Source organism: Actinomyces haliotis (assembly GCF_015355765.1).
Classification (GTDB): Bacteria; Actinomycetota; Actinomycetes; order Actinomycetales; family Actinomycetaceae; genus Actinomyces; species Actinomyces haliotis.
In genome coordinates, this window is record NZ_JACWNA010000001.1 from 103,576 (window position 1) to 118,532 (window position 14,957).

Genomic DNA, 14,957 nt, shown 5'->3' on the forward strand with positions numbered 1-14,957 from the left:
AACCGGATACCAAGGCGCGATCCTACCGGCGCGGAACCGCACCGACAACGCCGCGAGCGTGGCGCCCAGCGTGATCCCGGGCACCGGCACAGGGCCGGAGCCCGTCCCGGGTCAGGCGAGGTTGGCGTCGTCGTCGGCGTCGGCCAGCGACGTGCCCTCCGGCGTCGTCCGCGAGATCGTCATGAGGAACTCGGCGTTCGACTGCGTCTCCTTGAGCTTGCCGATGACGAGCTCGAGGGCCGCCTGCTGGTCCAGCCCGGCGAAGAGGCGGCGCAGGCGCCACATGATCTTGAGCTGGGCCGGGTTGATGAGGAGCTCCTCGCGGCGCGTGGAGGAGGCGGCGACGTCGACAGCCGGGAAGATGCGCTTCTCGGCGAGCTGGCGGGACAGGCGCAGCTCCATGTTTCCGGTGCCCTTGAACTCCTCGAAGATGACCTCGTCCATCTTCGAGCCGGTCTCCACCAGGGCGGTCGCGAGGATGGTAAGGGATCCGCCGTTCTCGATGTTGCGGGCGGCGCCGAAGAAGCGCTTGGGCGGGTAGAGGGCGCTGGCGTCGACACCACCGGACAGGATGCGGCCGCTCGCGGGGGCGGCGAGGTTGTAGGCGCGGCCCAGGCGGGTGATGGAGTCGAGGAGAACGACGACGTCCTGCCCGAGCTCGACGAGGCGCTTGGCCCGCTCGATGGCGAGCTCGGCGACCGTCGTGTGGTCCGAGGCGGGGCGGTCGAAGGTCGAGGCGATGACCTCGCCCTTGACCGTGCGCTGCATGTCGGTGACCTCCTCAGGACGCTCGTCGACGAGCACGACCATGAGGTGGGCCTCGGGGTTGTTGACGCTGATCGCGTTGGCGATCTGCTGCAGCACGATCGTCTTTCCGGCCTTCGGCGGGGAGACGATGAGGCCGCGCTGCCCCTTGCCGATCGGCGCCACGAGGTCGATGACGCGGGGCGTGAGGGCCTTGGGGGTCGTCTCGAGCCGGAGCTGCTCCTGCGGGTAGAGCGGGGTCAGCTTGGCGAACTCGGGGCGCCTCTTGGAGCGCTCCGGGTCCATGCCGTTGACGGTCTCGATGGAGACGAGCGGGTTGTACTTCTGGCGGTTCTGCCGGTTCTGGCGCCGGCCGGAGCGGCCGCCCTGGTTGCCGCCGGGGTTGGAGGTCTCGCCGCCCTCGCGGACCCAGCCGGTGACGGCGTCGCCGGGGCGCAGGCCCGCGTCCTTCATCTGCTGGGCGTTGACGTAGACGTCCTTCGCTCCGGGCAGGTAGCCGGAGGTGCGCAGGTAGGCGTGCTGCTTGTCGGCGACGTCGAGGATCCCGGCGACGGGCAGGAGGACGTCGTCGTCGCGGTTGCCGCGCGAGCCCTGGCCGGAGTCGTTCTGGTCGTTGCCGTTGCTGTTGCTGTTGCCGCCGTTGTTGCGGTCGCGGTCCCGGTCGCGGCGCTTGCGTCCGCGACGACGGCGACCGCCACGGCCCTCGTCGTCCCAGGAGTCGCCGTCGGAGTCGCGCCCGCCGCGCTCGTCGTTGCCGTTGCCGCCGTTGCCGCGGTCGCGGTCCCGGTCGCGGCGCTTGCGCTCGGAGGGCTCGACGGCGGCGGTGCCGGTGGCGTCGGCGAGGTCCCGCATGAGCGCGGCCTTGGCGTCGAGGTGGTCCTCGGGCGAGTCGGGTCCCTGCTGGTCGTCGCGGTCGTAGCGGCGGGCGGGCGCCTCACCGGTCTCGGACTCGGCCCGACGGCGGCCACGGCGCGAGCCCTCGCGCTGGTTGTCTCCCCGCTGGACGTCCTGACCGCGCTCGCCGCGCTCACGGCGGCTGCGCCGGGACGCCTGCTGGTCCTGGGGGGCGGACTCGTCACCCTGCCGGTCGTCGCGGTCGCGCCCCGCCTGCGGGGCCTCGGCCTCGTGGTGCTCGGGGGCGCCCGCCACGGCGGTGGCACGACGACGGCGAGCGCGGGGCGACTCCTGGCTCTCGGGGGCGCCCTCCGGCACGGTCTGAGCCGGGACGTCCTGACGGGCTGCGCTCGGCTCGGCCGTCGGGGATGAGTGGGAGGCGGAGGGAGCCGCGTCGGCGCCCTCGCCGCGGATGGCGGCGACGAGCTCGCTCTTGCGCATCCGGGAGGTGCCCTTGAGGCCCATGGAGGAGGCGAGCTGCTGGAGCTCGGCCAGGCGCATGGTGGACAGCGCGGGCTTGTCGCTGGAGGTCTCGGTCACGAGTGTCCTTACGTGTGGGTGCTGCGGTCCGGCTCGCGGGTGGAGGCGGCGTGCAACAGGTGGGACTGTCCCGGAGCGGGTCACGGGGAGGAGTCGTGCGCCACCGGACGCCGGGGCTGGGCCACCGGAAGGGTCCGAGGTGCGAGGCGGTGCGGTGCGATCCGCAGGGCCGTTGCCGACACAGTACCAGCCCCGCGCCCGGCCGTTCCCGCACGGTCCGTCACTGTGACGAAGGCCCGGGCTCACGCGGTCCCGCACCGGCCCGCGTGCGGTGCGGCGACGCCCCACGGCCCGAGTCCACGACGACGCCGTCGGGCCCGGGACGGGGCCCCGTCCCGGGCCCGACGGCAGCGGACGCTCACCCGCCCGTCGGGCTGTCAGTGCCGGCGCTTGAGAAGGTCGTCGAGCGGCGTGAAGTCGCTCATCGCGTCGACCGGCGCGTGGCGCGGGAAGCGCTCGACGTACTGGGCGAGCTCGCCGCCGGCGCGCTCGATGCGCTCGGCGAGCGGAGCGGTGTGCGAGTCCGAGTCCGCCCAGCTGGCCCCGAAGTCCTCGCTGGCCGCGAAGACGGCGAGGGAGGTCGGGATCGCCTTGAGGTAGGCGAAGAGCGGACGCATGGCCATCTCGGTGACGAGGCTGTGGCGGGCGGTCCCGGCGGTGGCGCCCATGAGGACCGGGGCGCCGCGCAGGGTCCCGTCGGGCAGGACGTCGATGAAGGACTTGAAGAGCCCCGTGTAGGAGGACTGGAAGACCGGGCTCACGGCGATGACGCCGTCGGCGGCGGCGAGGTCGTCGATGACGTCCTGCAGCTCGGGGCTGATGGCTCCGCCGACGCTCGCGGAGGCGATGTCGCTCACGAGGGGCCGCAGGGCGACCACCTTGACGCTCGCGACCCGGGAGTCCTTCTCGAGGGCGGCGCGCGTCGCCTCGCCTAGGCGCTCAGCGAGCATGGCCGAGGTCGAGGGCGTGCCGATGCCGGCGTGCAGGGCGACGATGTGGGCGAAGCGCCCCATCTGGGTGTGGTCGTAGGCGTCGACGCTGTCCCCGTACTCCGCCGCGGGAGCGTCGGGGCTGCCCGCGGCGACGGCGGTGCCGGGCACGCCCGTGGCGACCGGGGAGACGGCCTCGGCGCCGGCGGCCTGGGCGTCCGGGTCGAAGTCGGAGATGGCGGAGAGCGGGTTGCGCCTCTGGTCGGGGGCGGTCATCAGCGGACCCTCCTTCCGGTGAGCGGGTCGTAGGACTCGGCGAGGGCGAAGGGCTCCTCGGCGGGCGGCTCGGCGCCCGTCAGCGTGGCGAGGTGGCGCGGGTGCAGCGGGGCGTCCGGGACGCCCTCGGGGCGGGAGCCCTCGAGCGCGGCGCGCAGGGCCGGGACGACCTCGGTGCCGAGGAGCTCGAGCTGGCGCATGACCTCGGCGTGCGGGACGCCGCCCATGTCGAGGACGAAGGCCTGGCGCTGGTAGTCGCCGACCAGGGTGGCGTACTTCAAGTATTTCTCAGTGACCTGCTCCGGGGTGCCGACGGTCAGCGGCGTGTGCTCCGTCATCTCCTCGAGGGAGGCGCCCTGGTAGACGTAGGTGTTGCGGAAGTACGGCTCGTAGCGGTCGATCGCCTCGCGCTCGGAGGAGGCCATGAAGACCTGACCGCCGAGGCCCACGATCGCCTCGTCGGCGCGGCCGTGCCCGTAGTGCTCGAAGCGCTGGCGGTACAGGTTGATCATGCGCTTGACGTGGTCGGCGGGCCAGAAGATGTTGTTGTGGAAGAAGCCGTCGCCGTAATAAGCGGCCTGCTCGGCGATCTGGGGGCTGCGGATGGAGCCGTGCCAGACGAAGGGCGCGACGCCGTCGAGCGGGCGGGGCATCGAGGTGAAGTCGCTGAGCGGGGTGCGGAACTCGCCGGACCAGTCGACGTTCGTCTCGGTCCACAGGGTGCGCAGCAGGTCGTAGTTCTCGACGGCGAGCTCGATGCCCTTGCGGATGTCCTTGCCGAACCAGGGGTAGACGGGGCCGGTGTTGCCGCGCCCCATCATGAGGTCGAGGCGGCCGTCGGCGAGGTGCTGGAGGTAGGCGTACTCCTCGGCGAGGCGCACCGGGTCGTTCGTCGTGATGAGCGTCGTCGAGGTGGACAGGAGGAGCCTGTCGGTCCGGGCGGCGATGTTGCTGAGCAGCGCGATGGGGCTCGTGGGGGCGAAGGGCGGGTTGTGGTGCTCGCCGGTCGCGAAGAAGTCGAGGCCGAGCTGCTCGGCGGCGACCGCCATCTCGACGGTGTTCTTGATGCGCTGGTGCTCGCTCGGCGGCTTGCCGGTGGCGGGGTCGGCGGTGATGTCGCCGACGGTGAAGATGCCGAAGTGCATCTTGTGCCGCTCAGGGGTGGGGGCGACGGTGCTCATAGGGAACCTTTCTCGGTGCTGGACATACTGTACGTCCAAACTGCTTGAGCATTGAACTATTCCCGCGAGAGCCGCAACACACCGTCATCGGCCAGAAGCACCCTGAGGCGCCGTCGCCAAAGGTCGCGATCCGGTCAACCACCCGCCTCTTCACCCGGGACCACCCGCCCACCGTCGTTAGGCTGGCGCAGGCCAGGAACTGAAGATCGCACCAGAAGACCCAGTAGGAACCATGGCCCCCACCGCTCCCAAGCCCGCGCCCAGCGGCGCCGTCCACGAGGTCGGCGTCGACGAGCTCTTCTTCTCGACGACGGACTCGCGCGGCGTCATCGAGCGCTCCAACGACGTCTTCGTGCGCCTGTCGCACTACGAGCGCGAGCAGCTCGGCGGAGCGCCGCACAACATCATCCGGCACCCCGTGATGCCCGGCGGCGCCTTCCGGGCCATGTGGGACACCCTCGAAGAAGGGGCTCCTTTCGCCGCCTACGTCCGCAACCTGGCCGCCAACGGCTCCGAGTACGACGTCCTCGCCACGGTCACACCCCTGCCGGGCGGCGGCTACCTCTCCGTGCGGACCAGGCCCGTCGTCGAGGAGCTCTACGGCACGGCGACGGCCGTCTACGCGGACGCCCGCGCCCTCGAGGACGAGCGCCTCGCTGCCGGCGCCACACGTCGCGACGCCGCGCTCGACGGCGCCGGCCGGATCCTGGAGCTCCTCGCCGGTGAGGGGATCGAGGACTACGAGAACTTCCAGAACACGGTCCTGCCCGCCGAGGTCGCCCGCCGCGAGGAGCTGAGCGCAGGCTTCCCGGCCCGCCCGGGCGCGTCCGGTCCGCTGGCCTCGAGGCTGGAGGCCGTCACGGCGGTGAGTCGCGCGCTCGAGACGCGCATGGCGCAGCAGGACGAGCTCGCCGGCCTCGCCCACGACCTGCGCCGGGCGAGCCGGCGCCTCGCGCGCTCCGTCGAGGACCCGGCGCTCACGCCCGAGGCCGTCGCCGCGCTCGACCGCTCGGACGATCGGGTCGCACCGCTCGCTCAGCCGCTCGACCTGTGGCTGCAGATGCAGTCGATCGTGCGCGCCAACGTCACACGTCTCCAGGGCTCCCTCACGGACCTCGAGCGCAACGTCGGCCGCACGCGCTTCCGGGTGGCTCTCGCGCGCCTTCACGCCACGATGACGGCGACCTTCCTCGTCGAGCTCCTCGACGGCGGCGCGGACGCCTCGCCCGACGAGGCGCGCGAGGCCCTCGAGGACGTCGATCTCCTCACGAGCGCGCTCGATGACGGCGTCGTCCGCCTCGGCGAGCAGGCCCGGGAGCACACGCGGATCGCCGCCCTCACGGCGACGACGATCGAGGAGACGCGACGGGTCCTGGAGATCCCACGTCAGCTCCTCTCGCTGTGGACCGCCGGCGGCGGGTCGGACGTCGCTGGTCTTCCCGAGCGCGCCGCCGCGCTCTCCCGGGCGGCGGAGCGCACCGTCTCCTCGACCGACGAGCTCCTCGAGCGCCTCGGAACGCTGGCCGAGCAGTGCCGGTCCGTCGACGTCGCCTCCGACGAGGCGGGCCTGCGCGAGTCGCTCCTGGCCCTGCGCGGAGAGCCCGTCACAGCCTGAGAACACCGGACGAGCGTCCTGCCCGGGACGTGAGCACGCTGGACGCCTCGCCGGTCGAGGGACCGGCGGGGCGCGTCCAGCGCGTCGAGGCGGACGTTCCAGCCCACCCGCACAAGCCTGGTTCAGGCGGCGGCGACGAGCCGCGCGCCCTCGAGGTCGATGCCGGGCCGAAGCACGGTCCAGCCGTGGCGCTCCAGCGTGAAGCGGGTCTGCTCCGAGAGCGCGGCGAGGACGAGGACGGTCGGTCCGGCGCCGGAGATGACCGCTGGGTAGTCCTGCTCGCGCAGGGAGTCCATGACGGCCATCGAGTCCGGCAGCACGGTGCGGCGGTACGACTGGTGGAGCCGGTCCTCGGTCCCCGCCATGAGGAGGTCCGGGCGCCCGTTGAGGGCGAGCATGAGGACGGCGGCGCGGGAGGTGTTGAACAGCGCGTCGGCGCGCGGGACCGAGTCCGGGAGGACCTTGCGGGCCTCCTTCGTTGACAGGCGCGTCGTCGACGGCGGCACGAGGAGGCTGACGGGCAGGTTCCCGTCCACGGGCATCGGCGCGCAGTGCGGAGTGCCGTCGGCGTCGGTCCAGGCGACGGTGGCGCCGCCGTAGACGGCGGGGGCGACGTTGTCCGGGTGCCCCTCGAACTCGGTGGCGATGCGGAAGAGGGTCGCGCCGTCGAGCGCCTCGGGTTCGTCGATAAGGCCGCGCGCGAGCAGGAGGCCGGAGACGGCCGCGGACGCCGAGGACCCCATGCCGCCGCCGTGCGGGATCCGGTTGAGGCAGTGCATCTCGAGCCCGGCCTGCGGGGCGCCGACAGCGTCGAGACCGGCGCGCAGCGCCTTGACGACGAGGTTGCGGTCGTCGGTGGGGACCCGCCCCTCTCCCACGCCCTCGACGGTGACGTGCGTGGTACCGGCGACGGCGCGGACGGTGACCTCGTCGTAGTAGCGGAAGGCCATGCCGAGGGAGTCGAAGCCCGGCCCCATGTTGGCGGTCGTCGCGGGGACGCGGACGGCCGCGGCGTCGTGTACGAGGCGCACGCTCACTCCCCCTCGACCTTCTGGATGGAGAGCACGTCGAGGACGCGGTCCTCGTCGCGGAGCGCGTCGACGGCGGCGTCGAGGTGGAAGATGCTGGCGGGGTGGGTGACGATCGTGACCGTGGCCTCGGCGGCGCCCACGTAGGCGGACTGCCGCACCGAGTCGATGGAGACGCCGTTGGCGGCGAAGACGCCGGCGACGGTCGCGAGGGAACCGGGCTGGTCGTCGACGCGGAGCTGGACCTGGTAGCGGGTGACGGCGGCCTCCGGCCCGAGCACGGGGAGCTCGGCGTAGGAGGACTCGCGGGGCGCCTGGCCTCCGTTGACGCGGTGCGCGGCGGCCGCGACGACGTCGGAGAGCACGGCGGAGGCGGTGGGGGCGCCGCCCGCGCCCTGGCCGTAGAACATGAGGCGCCCGGCGGACTCGGCCTCGATGAGGACGGCGTTGAAGGCGCCGTGGACCGAGGCGAGCGGGTGGTGAGCGGGGACCAGGGCGGGGTGAACGCGCACGGAGATGCCACGGGCGTGGGCGTCCTCACGGCGCTGGGCGATGGCGAGGAGCTTGATCTCGCAGCCGGAGGCGTGGGCCTCGCGGATGTCCTCGGCGGTGACGGATCGGATGCCCTCGACGGTGACATCGTCGAGGCCGACGCGGGTGTGGAACGCGAGGGAGGCGATGATGGCGCACTTCGCGGCGGCGTCGAGGCCGTCGACGTCGGCGGTGGGGTCGGCCTCGGCGTAGCCGAGCTCCTGGGCGGTGGCGAGGGCCTCGTCGAAGGACAGGCCCTTGATGCTCATCTCGTCGAGGATGTAGTTCGTGGTGCCGTTGACGATGCCGAGGACGCTCGTGACCCGGTCGCCTGCCATGGACTCGCGCAGCGCGTAGACGACGGGGATGGCGCCGGCGACAGCGGCCTCGTAGTAGAAGTCGACGTCGGCGGCGGCCGCGGCGGCGTAGAGCTCGGGACCGTAGGCGGCGATGAGGGCCTTGTTGCCGGTGATGACGCTGGCACCGGCCTTGAAGGCGGCGAGGATGAGGGTGCGGGCGGGCTCGATGCCGCCGATGAGCTCGATGACGAGGGCGTTGGAGGTGGCGACGGCGGTGGCGTCGTCGGTGAGGAGCTCGCGCGGGACGGACTCGTCACGGGGCGCGGCCACGTTGCGCACCGCGACGCCGGTGATCTCGAGGCGGGCGCCGGAGCGGGCGGTGAACTCCTCGGACTGCTCGAGGAGGAGGCGGATGACCTGGGTGCCGACGGTGCCGGCGCCGAGGACGCCGACCTTGAGGACGGGCTGGTCGGAGTCGGTCACGGCGGACCACCTTCCGGATGACGCGGGTCGCGAGGCGCGGCCCTGTGGGGGATCGAGCGCGCTCAGCATAGGCGGGCGGGTGCGGCGCGCACGGGGCGGGCCCGCCAGTCAGACGCCCGTCCCTCGCCGCACTCGTACCCGGCGCTCCCGAGCACGAGTCAGCCCGTCTGGCGCGAGGACGCCCGCTCGGCGGGCTGTCCCGCGCCGAACGGGCTGACTCGGAACCTGGATCGCGCTCGGGGCGCCTACTCCTCGCCCTCGAGCCGGAGGAGGTCGTCGATCGTCTCGGGCCGGATGAGCCAGCCCTGCTCGCCGCCGGAGACCCAAGCGACGCCAGGACGGGTGAAGAGGTTGTAGTTGCTCGCCATGGAGCGTCCGTAGGCACCGGTCGCGGGGACGGCGAGGACGTCGCCGACGGCGAGGTCGGCGGGCAGGTCGACGTCGCGGACGACGACGTCGCCGCTCTCGCAGTGCTTGCCGACGACGCGCGCCCGGACGGGCTCGACCGCGGGGTCAGGGCGGTGGTTGGCGACGAGGGCCGTGTAGGCCGCGTCGTAGAGGGCGGGGCGGATGTTGTCGCTCATGCCGCCGTCGACGCTCACGTAGAGTCGGCTCGCCCCCTCCCCCAGCTCGACGGTCTTGAGACCGGTCACCGTGTAGAGGGTGATGGTCGTGGGGCCGACGACGCTGCGTCCGGGCTCGATGGAGACGTGCGGGACGGCGTCGCCGAGCTCGGCGCAGACGGAGCGGACGGCGTCGGCGAGCGTGCGCGCCACGTGCTGGGGCGAGGGCGGGACGGGGTCGGCACCGGTGTAGGCGATGCCGTAGCCGCCGCCGAGGTCGATCTCGGGGCAGAGCCATCCCGTGCTCGCGGCCACCTCGTGGCGCAGGCGCAGGACGACGCCGACGGCCTTGCGGAACCCGGCGAGGTCCATGATCTGGGAGCCGATGTGGGAGTGGAGGCCGTGGAGCTCGAGCTCGGGGGCGTCGACGACGGCGCGGCAGACCGCGAGCGCGGTGCCGCTCGCCACGGAGATCCCGAACTTCTGGTCCTCGTGGGCGGTGGAGATGTACTCGTGCCCGCCGGCGTGGATGCCGGTGGTGAGGCGGACCATCACCTGGCCGGTCTCATCGGGCGCGTACTCGCCCACCTCTCGCAGGCTGCGCACGGCGGAGGCGGCGAGGGCGACCTCGTCGGCCGAGTCGAGCACGAGGTGCCCGACGCGGTGGGCGAGCGCCGTGCGGATCTCGGCCTCGGTCTTGCCGTTGCCGTGCAGGCCGAGCCGGGTGGCGTGGGCGGGGTCGAGACCCTCCGCCTCGGCGCCGTCGCCGCCGCTGAGCTGGTCGAGGGCGCGCAGGCCGACGGCGAGCTCGACCCGGCTCGCGGTGTCGATGCCCATGCCCTCGGCGAGGACGTCGCGAGCGACCCGCGTGGTGAGGAAGGCCTTGCCGGCGTAGTAGGCGTCGCCGCCTGCCATGCCGTAGTCGGGCCAGAACTCCTCGAACATGGCCGAGGCCCAGGTCGCGGCGCGACCGCGCAGGTCGGCCTCGTCGAGGACGAAGACCGGCGTAGGAGCAGCGTCGAGGATCTCCGTGAGGCTCCGGCCTCCGACGACGAGGGCGCCGTCGTCTCCGCGGCGCAGCGTCGAGGGCCACAGGTCGGGGCGCTCGTCGGGCTCGGGGGCGAGCAGGGCCCCGAGGGGCGGCTCGCCGGTGGGGACCGCCATGCTCACATGCGCTCCGGGGCGGAGACGCCGAGGAGGCCGAGGCCGTTGGCGAGGACCTGGCTGACGGCGTCGTTGAGCCAGAGGCGGGCGACGTGCCCGGCGTCGACCGGGTCGTCGCCGCGCGGGGTGACGCGGGTGGCGGCGTACCAGGTGTGGTAGGCGCTCGCGAGCTGCTCGAGGTAGCGGGCGACGCGGTGCTGCTCGCGCATCTGGGCGGCCTGGGCGACGAGTGCCGGGTACTGGGCGAGGACGCCGAGGAGCGCGGAGTCGGCCGGGTCGTCGAGGGCGGCGGGGTCGAAGGCGATGGAGCCGTCGCGCTCGACGCCGTGCTCAGCGGCGTTGCGGGCCACGTTCCGGGTGCGCGCGTGGGCGTACTGGACGTAGTAGACGGGGTTGTCGTTGGTCGAGGAGGCCAGCAGGTCGAGGTCGATGTCGATCATCGAGTCCATCGAGGAGCGGGTGAGCGCGTAGCGGGCGGCGTCCACGCCGACGGCGTCGACGAGGTCCTCGAGGGTGACGATCGTGCCGGCGCGCTTGGACATGCGCACGGGCTGGCCGTCCTTGACGAGGTTGACGAGCTGGCCGATGAGGATCTGCATGTTGACGCCGGGCTCGTCGCCGAAGGCGGCGCACATGGCCATCATGCGGCCGATGTAGCCGTGGTGGTCCGCGCCGAGGAGGTAGATGGCGCAGTCGGCGCCGCGCTGGCGCTTGTTGAGGTAGTAGGCGACGTCGGCGGCGAAGTAGGCGGCGTCGCCGTCGGACTTGATGAGGACGCGGTCCTTGTCGTCGCCGAAGTCGGTGGTGCGCAGCCAGGTGGCTCCGTCCTTCTCCATGATCATGCCGCGCTCGCGGAGGCGGTCGATGGCGGCCGTGACGGCGCCGGACTCGTGGAGGGAGTCCTCGTGGAAGAAGACGTCGAAGTCGGAGTGGAACTCGTGGAGCTCACGCTTGATGGAGTCGAACATGAGGTCGACGCCGCGGGCGCGGAAGACCTCGGTGGCCTCCTCGTCGGGGAGGGTGGCGGGGTCGGGGCGGCCGGCGGCGAGCTCGTCGTCGGTGACGGTCCGCGCGATCTCGCCGATGTACGCGCCGCCGTAGCCGTCCTCGGGGGTCTCCTGGTGGCGGGCGGCCGCGAGGAGGGAGCGGGCGAAGCGGTCGATCTGGGTGCCGTGGTCGTTGAAGTAGTACTCGCGGGTGACCGTCGCGCCGCAGGCGCTGAGGATGCGGGCGAGGGAGTCTCCGACGGCTGCCCAGCGGGCGCCGCCGAGGTGGACGGGACCGGTGGGGTTCGCGGAGACGTACTCCAGGTTGACGTGGTTCCCGGCGAGGGAGTCGTTGGTGCCGTAGGCGTCGCCGGCCTCGAGGATCGTGCGGACGAGCTCGCCGGCGGCGCCGGCGGAGAGACGGACGTTGAGGAAGCCGGGGCCGGCGACCTCGACGGAGTCGATGCCGTCGACGGCGCCGAGGCGCTCGGCGAGGAGCTCGCCGAGGGCGCGGGGGCTGGTCCCGGCCTTCTTGGCGAGCTGCATGGCGACGTTGGTGGCCCAGTCGCCGTGGTCGCGGTTGCGGGGTCGCTCGACCTTGGGCAGCGGCACCTCCTCGACCGGGAGGTTGAGGCTGCCGTCGCCGACGGCGGCGACGAGGACGGTGCGGATCGCTTCGGCGAGCTCTTCTGGGGTCACGCGCTCAGGGTAGCGGAGGCCCGGGAACCGGGCTTCCGCCATCCGATAGCCGTCCCGGGCCGCACCGCGCTAAGGTTTCGGGTATCCGAAACTTTGCCGTCGCCCCAGCCGGCGAGCTCGTCACGGGAGGAGGGAGAGCCGTGACCGTCACTGCCGGCGACTCCATGGAGTCGCCCTCCGCCGAGGCCTCGCGCCCCGGCCCGCTGCCCGACGGCGACCGGCCGGACGCCCACCCGCGCTGGCTCCACCTGCTCACCCTGCTGGGGCCGGCCTTCGTCGCCGCCGTCGCCTACGTGGACCCCGGGAACGTCGCCGCCAACATCACCGCCGGCGCCCGCTACGGCTACACGCTCACCTGGGTCCTCGTGGCCGCGAACCTCATGGCGATGGTCGTCCAGTACCAGAGCGCCAAGCTCGGTGTCGTCACCGGGCGGTCCCTGCCCGAGGTGCTCCGCGACCGGATGGGACGAGGTGCCCGGCTCGCCTACCTGGCGCAGGCGGAGCTCGTCGCCGTGGCGACGGACCTCGCGGAGGTCGTGGGCGGTGCGGTGGCGCTCCACCTCCTCCTCGGCCTGCCGCTGATCACGGGCGGTCTCCTCATCGGGGCCGTCTCGGTCGCCCTCCTCGCCCTCCAGGAGCACCGCGGCCAGCGTCTCTTCGAGGGCCTCGTCATCGCCCTGCTCGTCGTCATCACCGTCGGCTTCGTCGGCGGGCTCCTCGCGGCACCCCCGGACTGGGGCTCCGTCATCGGAGGGCTGAGGCCGCGGCTCGAGGGGCCCGGCGCGCTGCTCGTCGCGGCCTCGATGCTCGGTGCGACGGTCATGCCGCACGCGATCTACCTGCACTCCTCCCTCGTGCGCGACCACGACGGCGCCCCGCGCGCCGACGACGCCCCAGTCGGCACCACCCGCTCCCCCGTCCCCTCCGCACAGAACAGGACGGAGGCCATCCGCACCGCGAGGCGTCTGCGCGGCACGCGGATCGACGTCGTCTGGGCTCTCGGCCTGGCGGGGGTCGTCAACGTCGCCCTCCTGCTGCTGGCGGCGTCGGCGCTCTCGGGCGCGGTCGGCACGGACACGATCGAGGGCGCGCACGCCGCGATCAGCACCACGCTGGGTCCAGCGGTCGGCGTCGTCTTCGCCGTCGGTCTGCTCGCCTCGGGACTGGCGTCGACGTCGGTGGGCGCCTACGCGGGAGCGGAGATCCTGAACGGGCTCCTCCGCGTCCGGGTGCCGGTCCTCGCCCAGCGGCTCGTCACACTCGTCCCGGCGCTCCTCGTGCTCGCGGCCGGTGCGGAGCCGACGCGGGCGCTGGTCGTGAGCCAGGTGGTCCTGTCGTTCGGGATCCCGTTCGCGCTCGTTCCGCTCATCCGACTGACGGCCTCGGAGCACGTCATGGGACCGTGGCGCGACGGCGTCGCGCTGCGGGTGGCCTCGCGCACGGTCGCGGGCCTCATCATCGCGCTCAACCTCGCGCTGGTGTGGCTGACGCTGACCGGCCGGGGCTGAGCGAACCTCCACCGCTTCCTGCGGCACCCGACGCGCAGCGAGCGCGCGCGAGGCATCTACTCGTGCCAGGCTTCCGACCATGAACAGCACTGAGTTCCACGCCGCCCGACTGGCGCTCGGTCTCAACCAGGCCGCGCTCGCCGAGCTCCTCGACGTCAAGCAGCAGACCGTGAGCCGGTGGGAGCACGGGCTCGCACCGGTACCAGACGGGGTGAGTGCGGAGATCTTCACGCTCGGCGCACGTCTCGACGAGCTGACGGCGGCCTGCGTCGAGCAGGGGCGGGCGAGCGGCGTCATCACGATCGTCGAGGAGACGCGCAACCCGATGGGAGTCCTCCTCATGGTCGCCGCGGGGACCGCCCAGCGCGCCCTGGCCGCCGAGTCCGTCCCCACGACCATCACCGCTCAGTAGGGCGCCGGGCACGACCTGCCGTGCCGTTTTCGCAGGAGCGCGGCGCGCTGGTAGAGTCCCTCTCCGGGCCCCGGTAGCTCAGTGGATAGAGCGTCTGCCTCCGGAGCAGAAGGTCGCAGGTTCGAATCCTGTCCGGGGCACCAGCAAGGAACGCCCGCCGTCGCGACGGCGGGCGTTCTCTCCGTCTCCGGTTCGCACGGCGAGGAGGGCACGCGCCCGCGCGGCGCCCGCGATCTCGCACGCCACGGGCACGTCCGGCTCCTCCGCAGCGGTCAGACCCGGTGCAGCACCTCGAGCGCGAGGCTCGGCACGTCGGTGATGACGGCGTCGACGTGCATCGCCTCGAGCCGGCGCATCTCCTCGGGGTCGTCGACGGTCCACACGTGGACATCGATGCCGGCCGAGTGCGCCACGGCGACGAGCCTGGGCGTGACGACGGGCACGCCGCGCCAGCTCACGGGCACCTGGATGGCGTCGACGTGCCCGTTGGTCCACCCGTAGCGCGTGTGCGGCAGGGGCACGGCCGCCTCGGCGAGCAGCAGGAGGCCGGCGACGTCGACCAGCCCGACGGAGGTCGTCGCATGGGGCTCCTGACGTCGGAGGACGGCGAGGCGCCGGGCGGAGAAGGAGGCGAACCGGATCCGCTCCAGGGCGCCTGCGGCCCGGACGGCCTGCAGCGCGGGCTGGACGACGGCCGCCTCCTTGAGGTCGACGTTGAGGCCGAGGTCCGGGAAGGCGTGGAGGGCGTCGTCGAGGCGCACGTAGGGTTGGCCGTCGCCGGCGTCGCGCTCCTGGAGCTCGTCCCAGCTGAGGTCCCGGATGAGGACGTCCTCCCCGGTTGTACGGGCGAGCCCGGGGTCGTGGGAGAGGACGACGACCCGGTCGGCGGTGACCCGCAGGTCGGTCTCCATCCAGGCGAGGCCGAGCCCGGCCGTGTGCTCGACGGCGGCCCAGGTGTTCTCGGGGGCCTCGGCGGCTCCCCCGCGGTGGGCGATGACCTGGCAGGTGCGAACGGGCCGTGCTGCGTGCCTCCCGGCGCGCTCCCCCGTGGCGTTCTCGGTACGGCTCATGGTCCTCCTCGTGG

At 73.0% G+C, this 14,957-nt stretch carries 11 protein-coding genes and 1 tRNA gene; 4 read left to right on the forward strand and 8 right to left on the reverse strand.

Annotated elements, in window-relative coordinates; translation table 11 throughout:
* Positions 1–111: 111 nt before the first annotated feature.
* The 3 genes from rho to IXW69_RS00395 all read right to left on the reverse strand — a co-directional run bounded on the left by rho (position 112) and on the right by IXW69_RS00395 (position 4,585).
* Positions 112–2,199: a transcription termination factor Rho gene (rho, locus tag IXW69_RS00385; protein ID WP_194784417.1), complete on the reverse strand. Its 2,088-nt coding sequence runs from the start codon at positions 2,197–2,199 to the stop codon at positions 112–114.
* A gap of 377 nt (positions 2,200–2,576) precedes the next feature.
* Positions 2,577–3,404, reverse strand: a complete 828-nt coding sequence (locus tag IXW69_RS00390) for a CE1759 family FMN reductase (protein WP_194784418.1) — start codon at positions 3,402–3,404, stop codon at positions 2,577–2,579.
* Positions 3,404–4,585, reverse strand: coding sequence for a CE1758 family FMN-dependent luciferase-like monooxygenase (locus IXW69_RS00395; protein ID WP_228524392.1), 1,182 nt, complete (start codon positions 4,583–4,585; stop codon positions 3,404–3,406). Before IXW69_RS00395 ends, IXW69_RS00390 begins: the two co-directional genes overlap by 1 nt.
* 232 nt (positions 4,586–4,817) lie before the next feature.
* Here IXW69_RS00395 and IXW69_RS00400 point away from each other — a divergent pair, with 232 nt between their 5' ends.
* Positions 4,818–6,200, forward strand: coding sequence for a PAS domain-containing protein (locus tag IXW69_RS00400; protein WP_194784419.1), 1,383 nt, complete (start codon positions 4,818–4,820; stop codon positions 6,198–6,200).
* Between the two features lie 122 nt (positions 6,201–6,322).
* Here the strand turns inward: IXW69_RS00400 and thrB are convergent, their stop codons facing one another.
* From thrB to argS, 4 genes are all read right to left on the reverse strand, one after another.
* Positions 6,323–7,231 (reverse strand): homoserine kinase, encoded by a 909-nt coding sequence (gene thrB, locus IXW69_RS00405; RefSeq protein WP_194784420.1) that lies wholly within the window; start codon positions 7,229–7,231, stop codon positions 6,323–6,325.
* A 2-nt stretch (positions 7,232–7,233) separates the two neighbouring features.
* Positions 7,234–8,541, reverse strand: a complete 1,308-nt coding sequence (locus tag IXW69_RS00410; protein WP_323745086.1) for a homoserine dehydrogenase — start codon at positions 8,539–8,541, stop codon at positions 7,234–7,236.
* 245 nt (positions 8,542–8,786) lie between these two features.
* Positions 8,787–10,268 carry a diaminopimelate decarboxylase gene (lysA, locus tag IXW69_RS00415; RefSeq protein ID WP_228524394.1) on the reverse strand — a complete coding sequence of 494 codons (1,482 nt, stop codon included), beginning with the start codon at positions 10,266–10,268 and terminating at the stop codon, positions 8,787–8,789.
* 2 nt (positions 10,269–10,270) lie between these two features.
* Positions 10,271–11,953: an arginine--tRNA ligase gene (gene argS, locus IXW69_RS00420; RefSeq protein ID WP_194784423.1), complete on the reverse strand. Its 1,683-nt coding sequence runs from the start codon at positions 11,951–11,953 to the stop codon at positions 10,271–10,273.
* 140 nt (positions 11,954–12,093) lie between these two features.
* On the opposite strand from argS, the gene IXW69_RS00425 reads away from it, so the two are divergent.
* From IXW69_RS00425 to IXW69_RS00435, 3 genes are all read left to right on the forward strand, one after another.
* A complete protein-coding gene (locus IXW69_RS00425; RefSeq protein ID WP_323745087.1) occupies positions 12,094–13,461 on the forward strand; it encodes an Nramp family divalent metal transporter in 1,368 nt (455 codons plus the stop codon).
* Between the two features lie 79 nt (positions 13,462–13,540).
* Entirely contained in the window at positions 13,541–13,873 is a 333-nt protein-coding gene (locus IXW69_RS00430; RefSeq protein ID WP_194784424.1) for a helix-turn-helix domain-containing protein, read from the forward strand.
* Between the two features lie 67 nt (positions 13,874–13,940).
* A tRNA-Arg gene (locus tag IXW69_RS00435) sits at positions 13,941–14,016 on the forward strand.
* A 129-nt stretch (positions 14,017–14,145) separates the two neighbouring features.
* Here the strand turns inward: IXW69_RS00435 and IXW69_RS00440 are convergent.
* Positions 14,146–14,943 (reverse strand): glycerophosphodiester phosphodiesterase family protein, encoded by a 798-nt coding sequence (locus IXW69_RS00440; RefSeq protein WP_194784425.1) that lies wholly within the window; start codon positions 14,941–14,943, stop codon positions 14,146–14,148.
* Between the last annotated feature and the right edge of the window lie 14 nt (positions 14,944–14,957).

Bases quoted from the DNA above. Each gene is read 5' to 3' on its own strand.
- IXW69_RS00390 (WP_194784418.1), bottom strand. From the start codon at position 3,404: ATGACCGCCCCCGACCAGAGGCGCAACCCGCTCTCCGCCATCTCCGAC.
- IXW69_RS00395 (WP_228524392.1), bottom strand. From the start codon at position 4,585: ATGAGCACCGTCGCCCCCACCCCTGAGCGGCACAAGATGCACTTCGGC.
- IXW69_RS00400 (WP_194784419.1), top strand. From the start codon at position 4,818: ATGGCCCCCACCGCTCCCAAGCCCGCGCCCAGCGGCGCCGTCCACGAG.
- lysA (WP_228524394.1), bottom strand. From the start codon at position 10,268: ATGGCGGTCCCCACCGGCGAGCCGCCCCTCGGGGCCCTGCTCGCCCCC.
- IXW69_RS00430 (WP_194784424.1), top strand. From the start codon at position 13,541: ATGAACAGCACTGAGTTCCACGCCGCCCGACTGGCGCTCGGTCTCAAC.
- IXW69_RS00440 (WP_194784425.1), bottom strand. From the start codon at position 14,943: ATGAGCCGTACCGAGAACGCCACGGGGGAGCGCGCCGGGAGGCACGCA.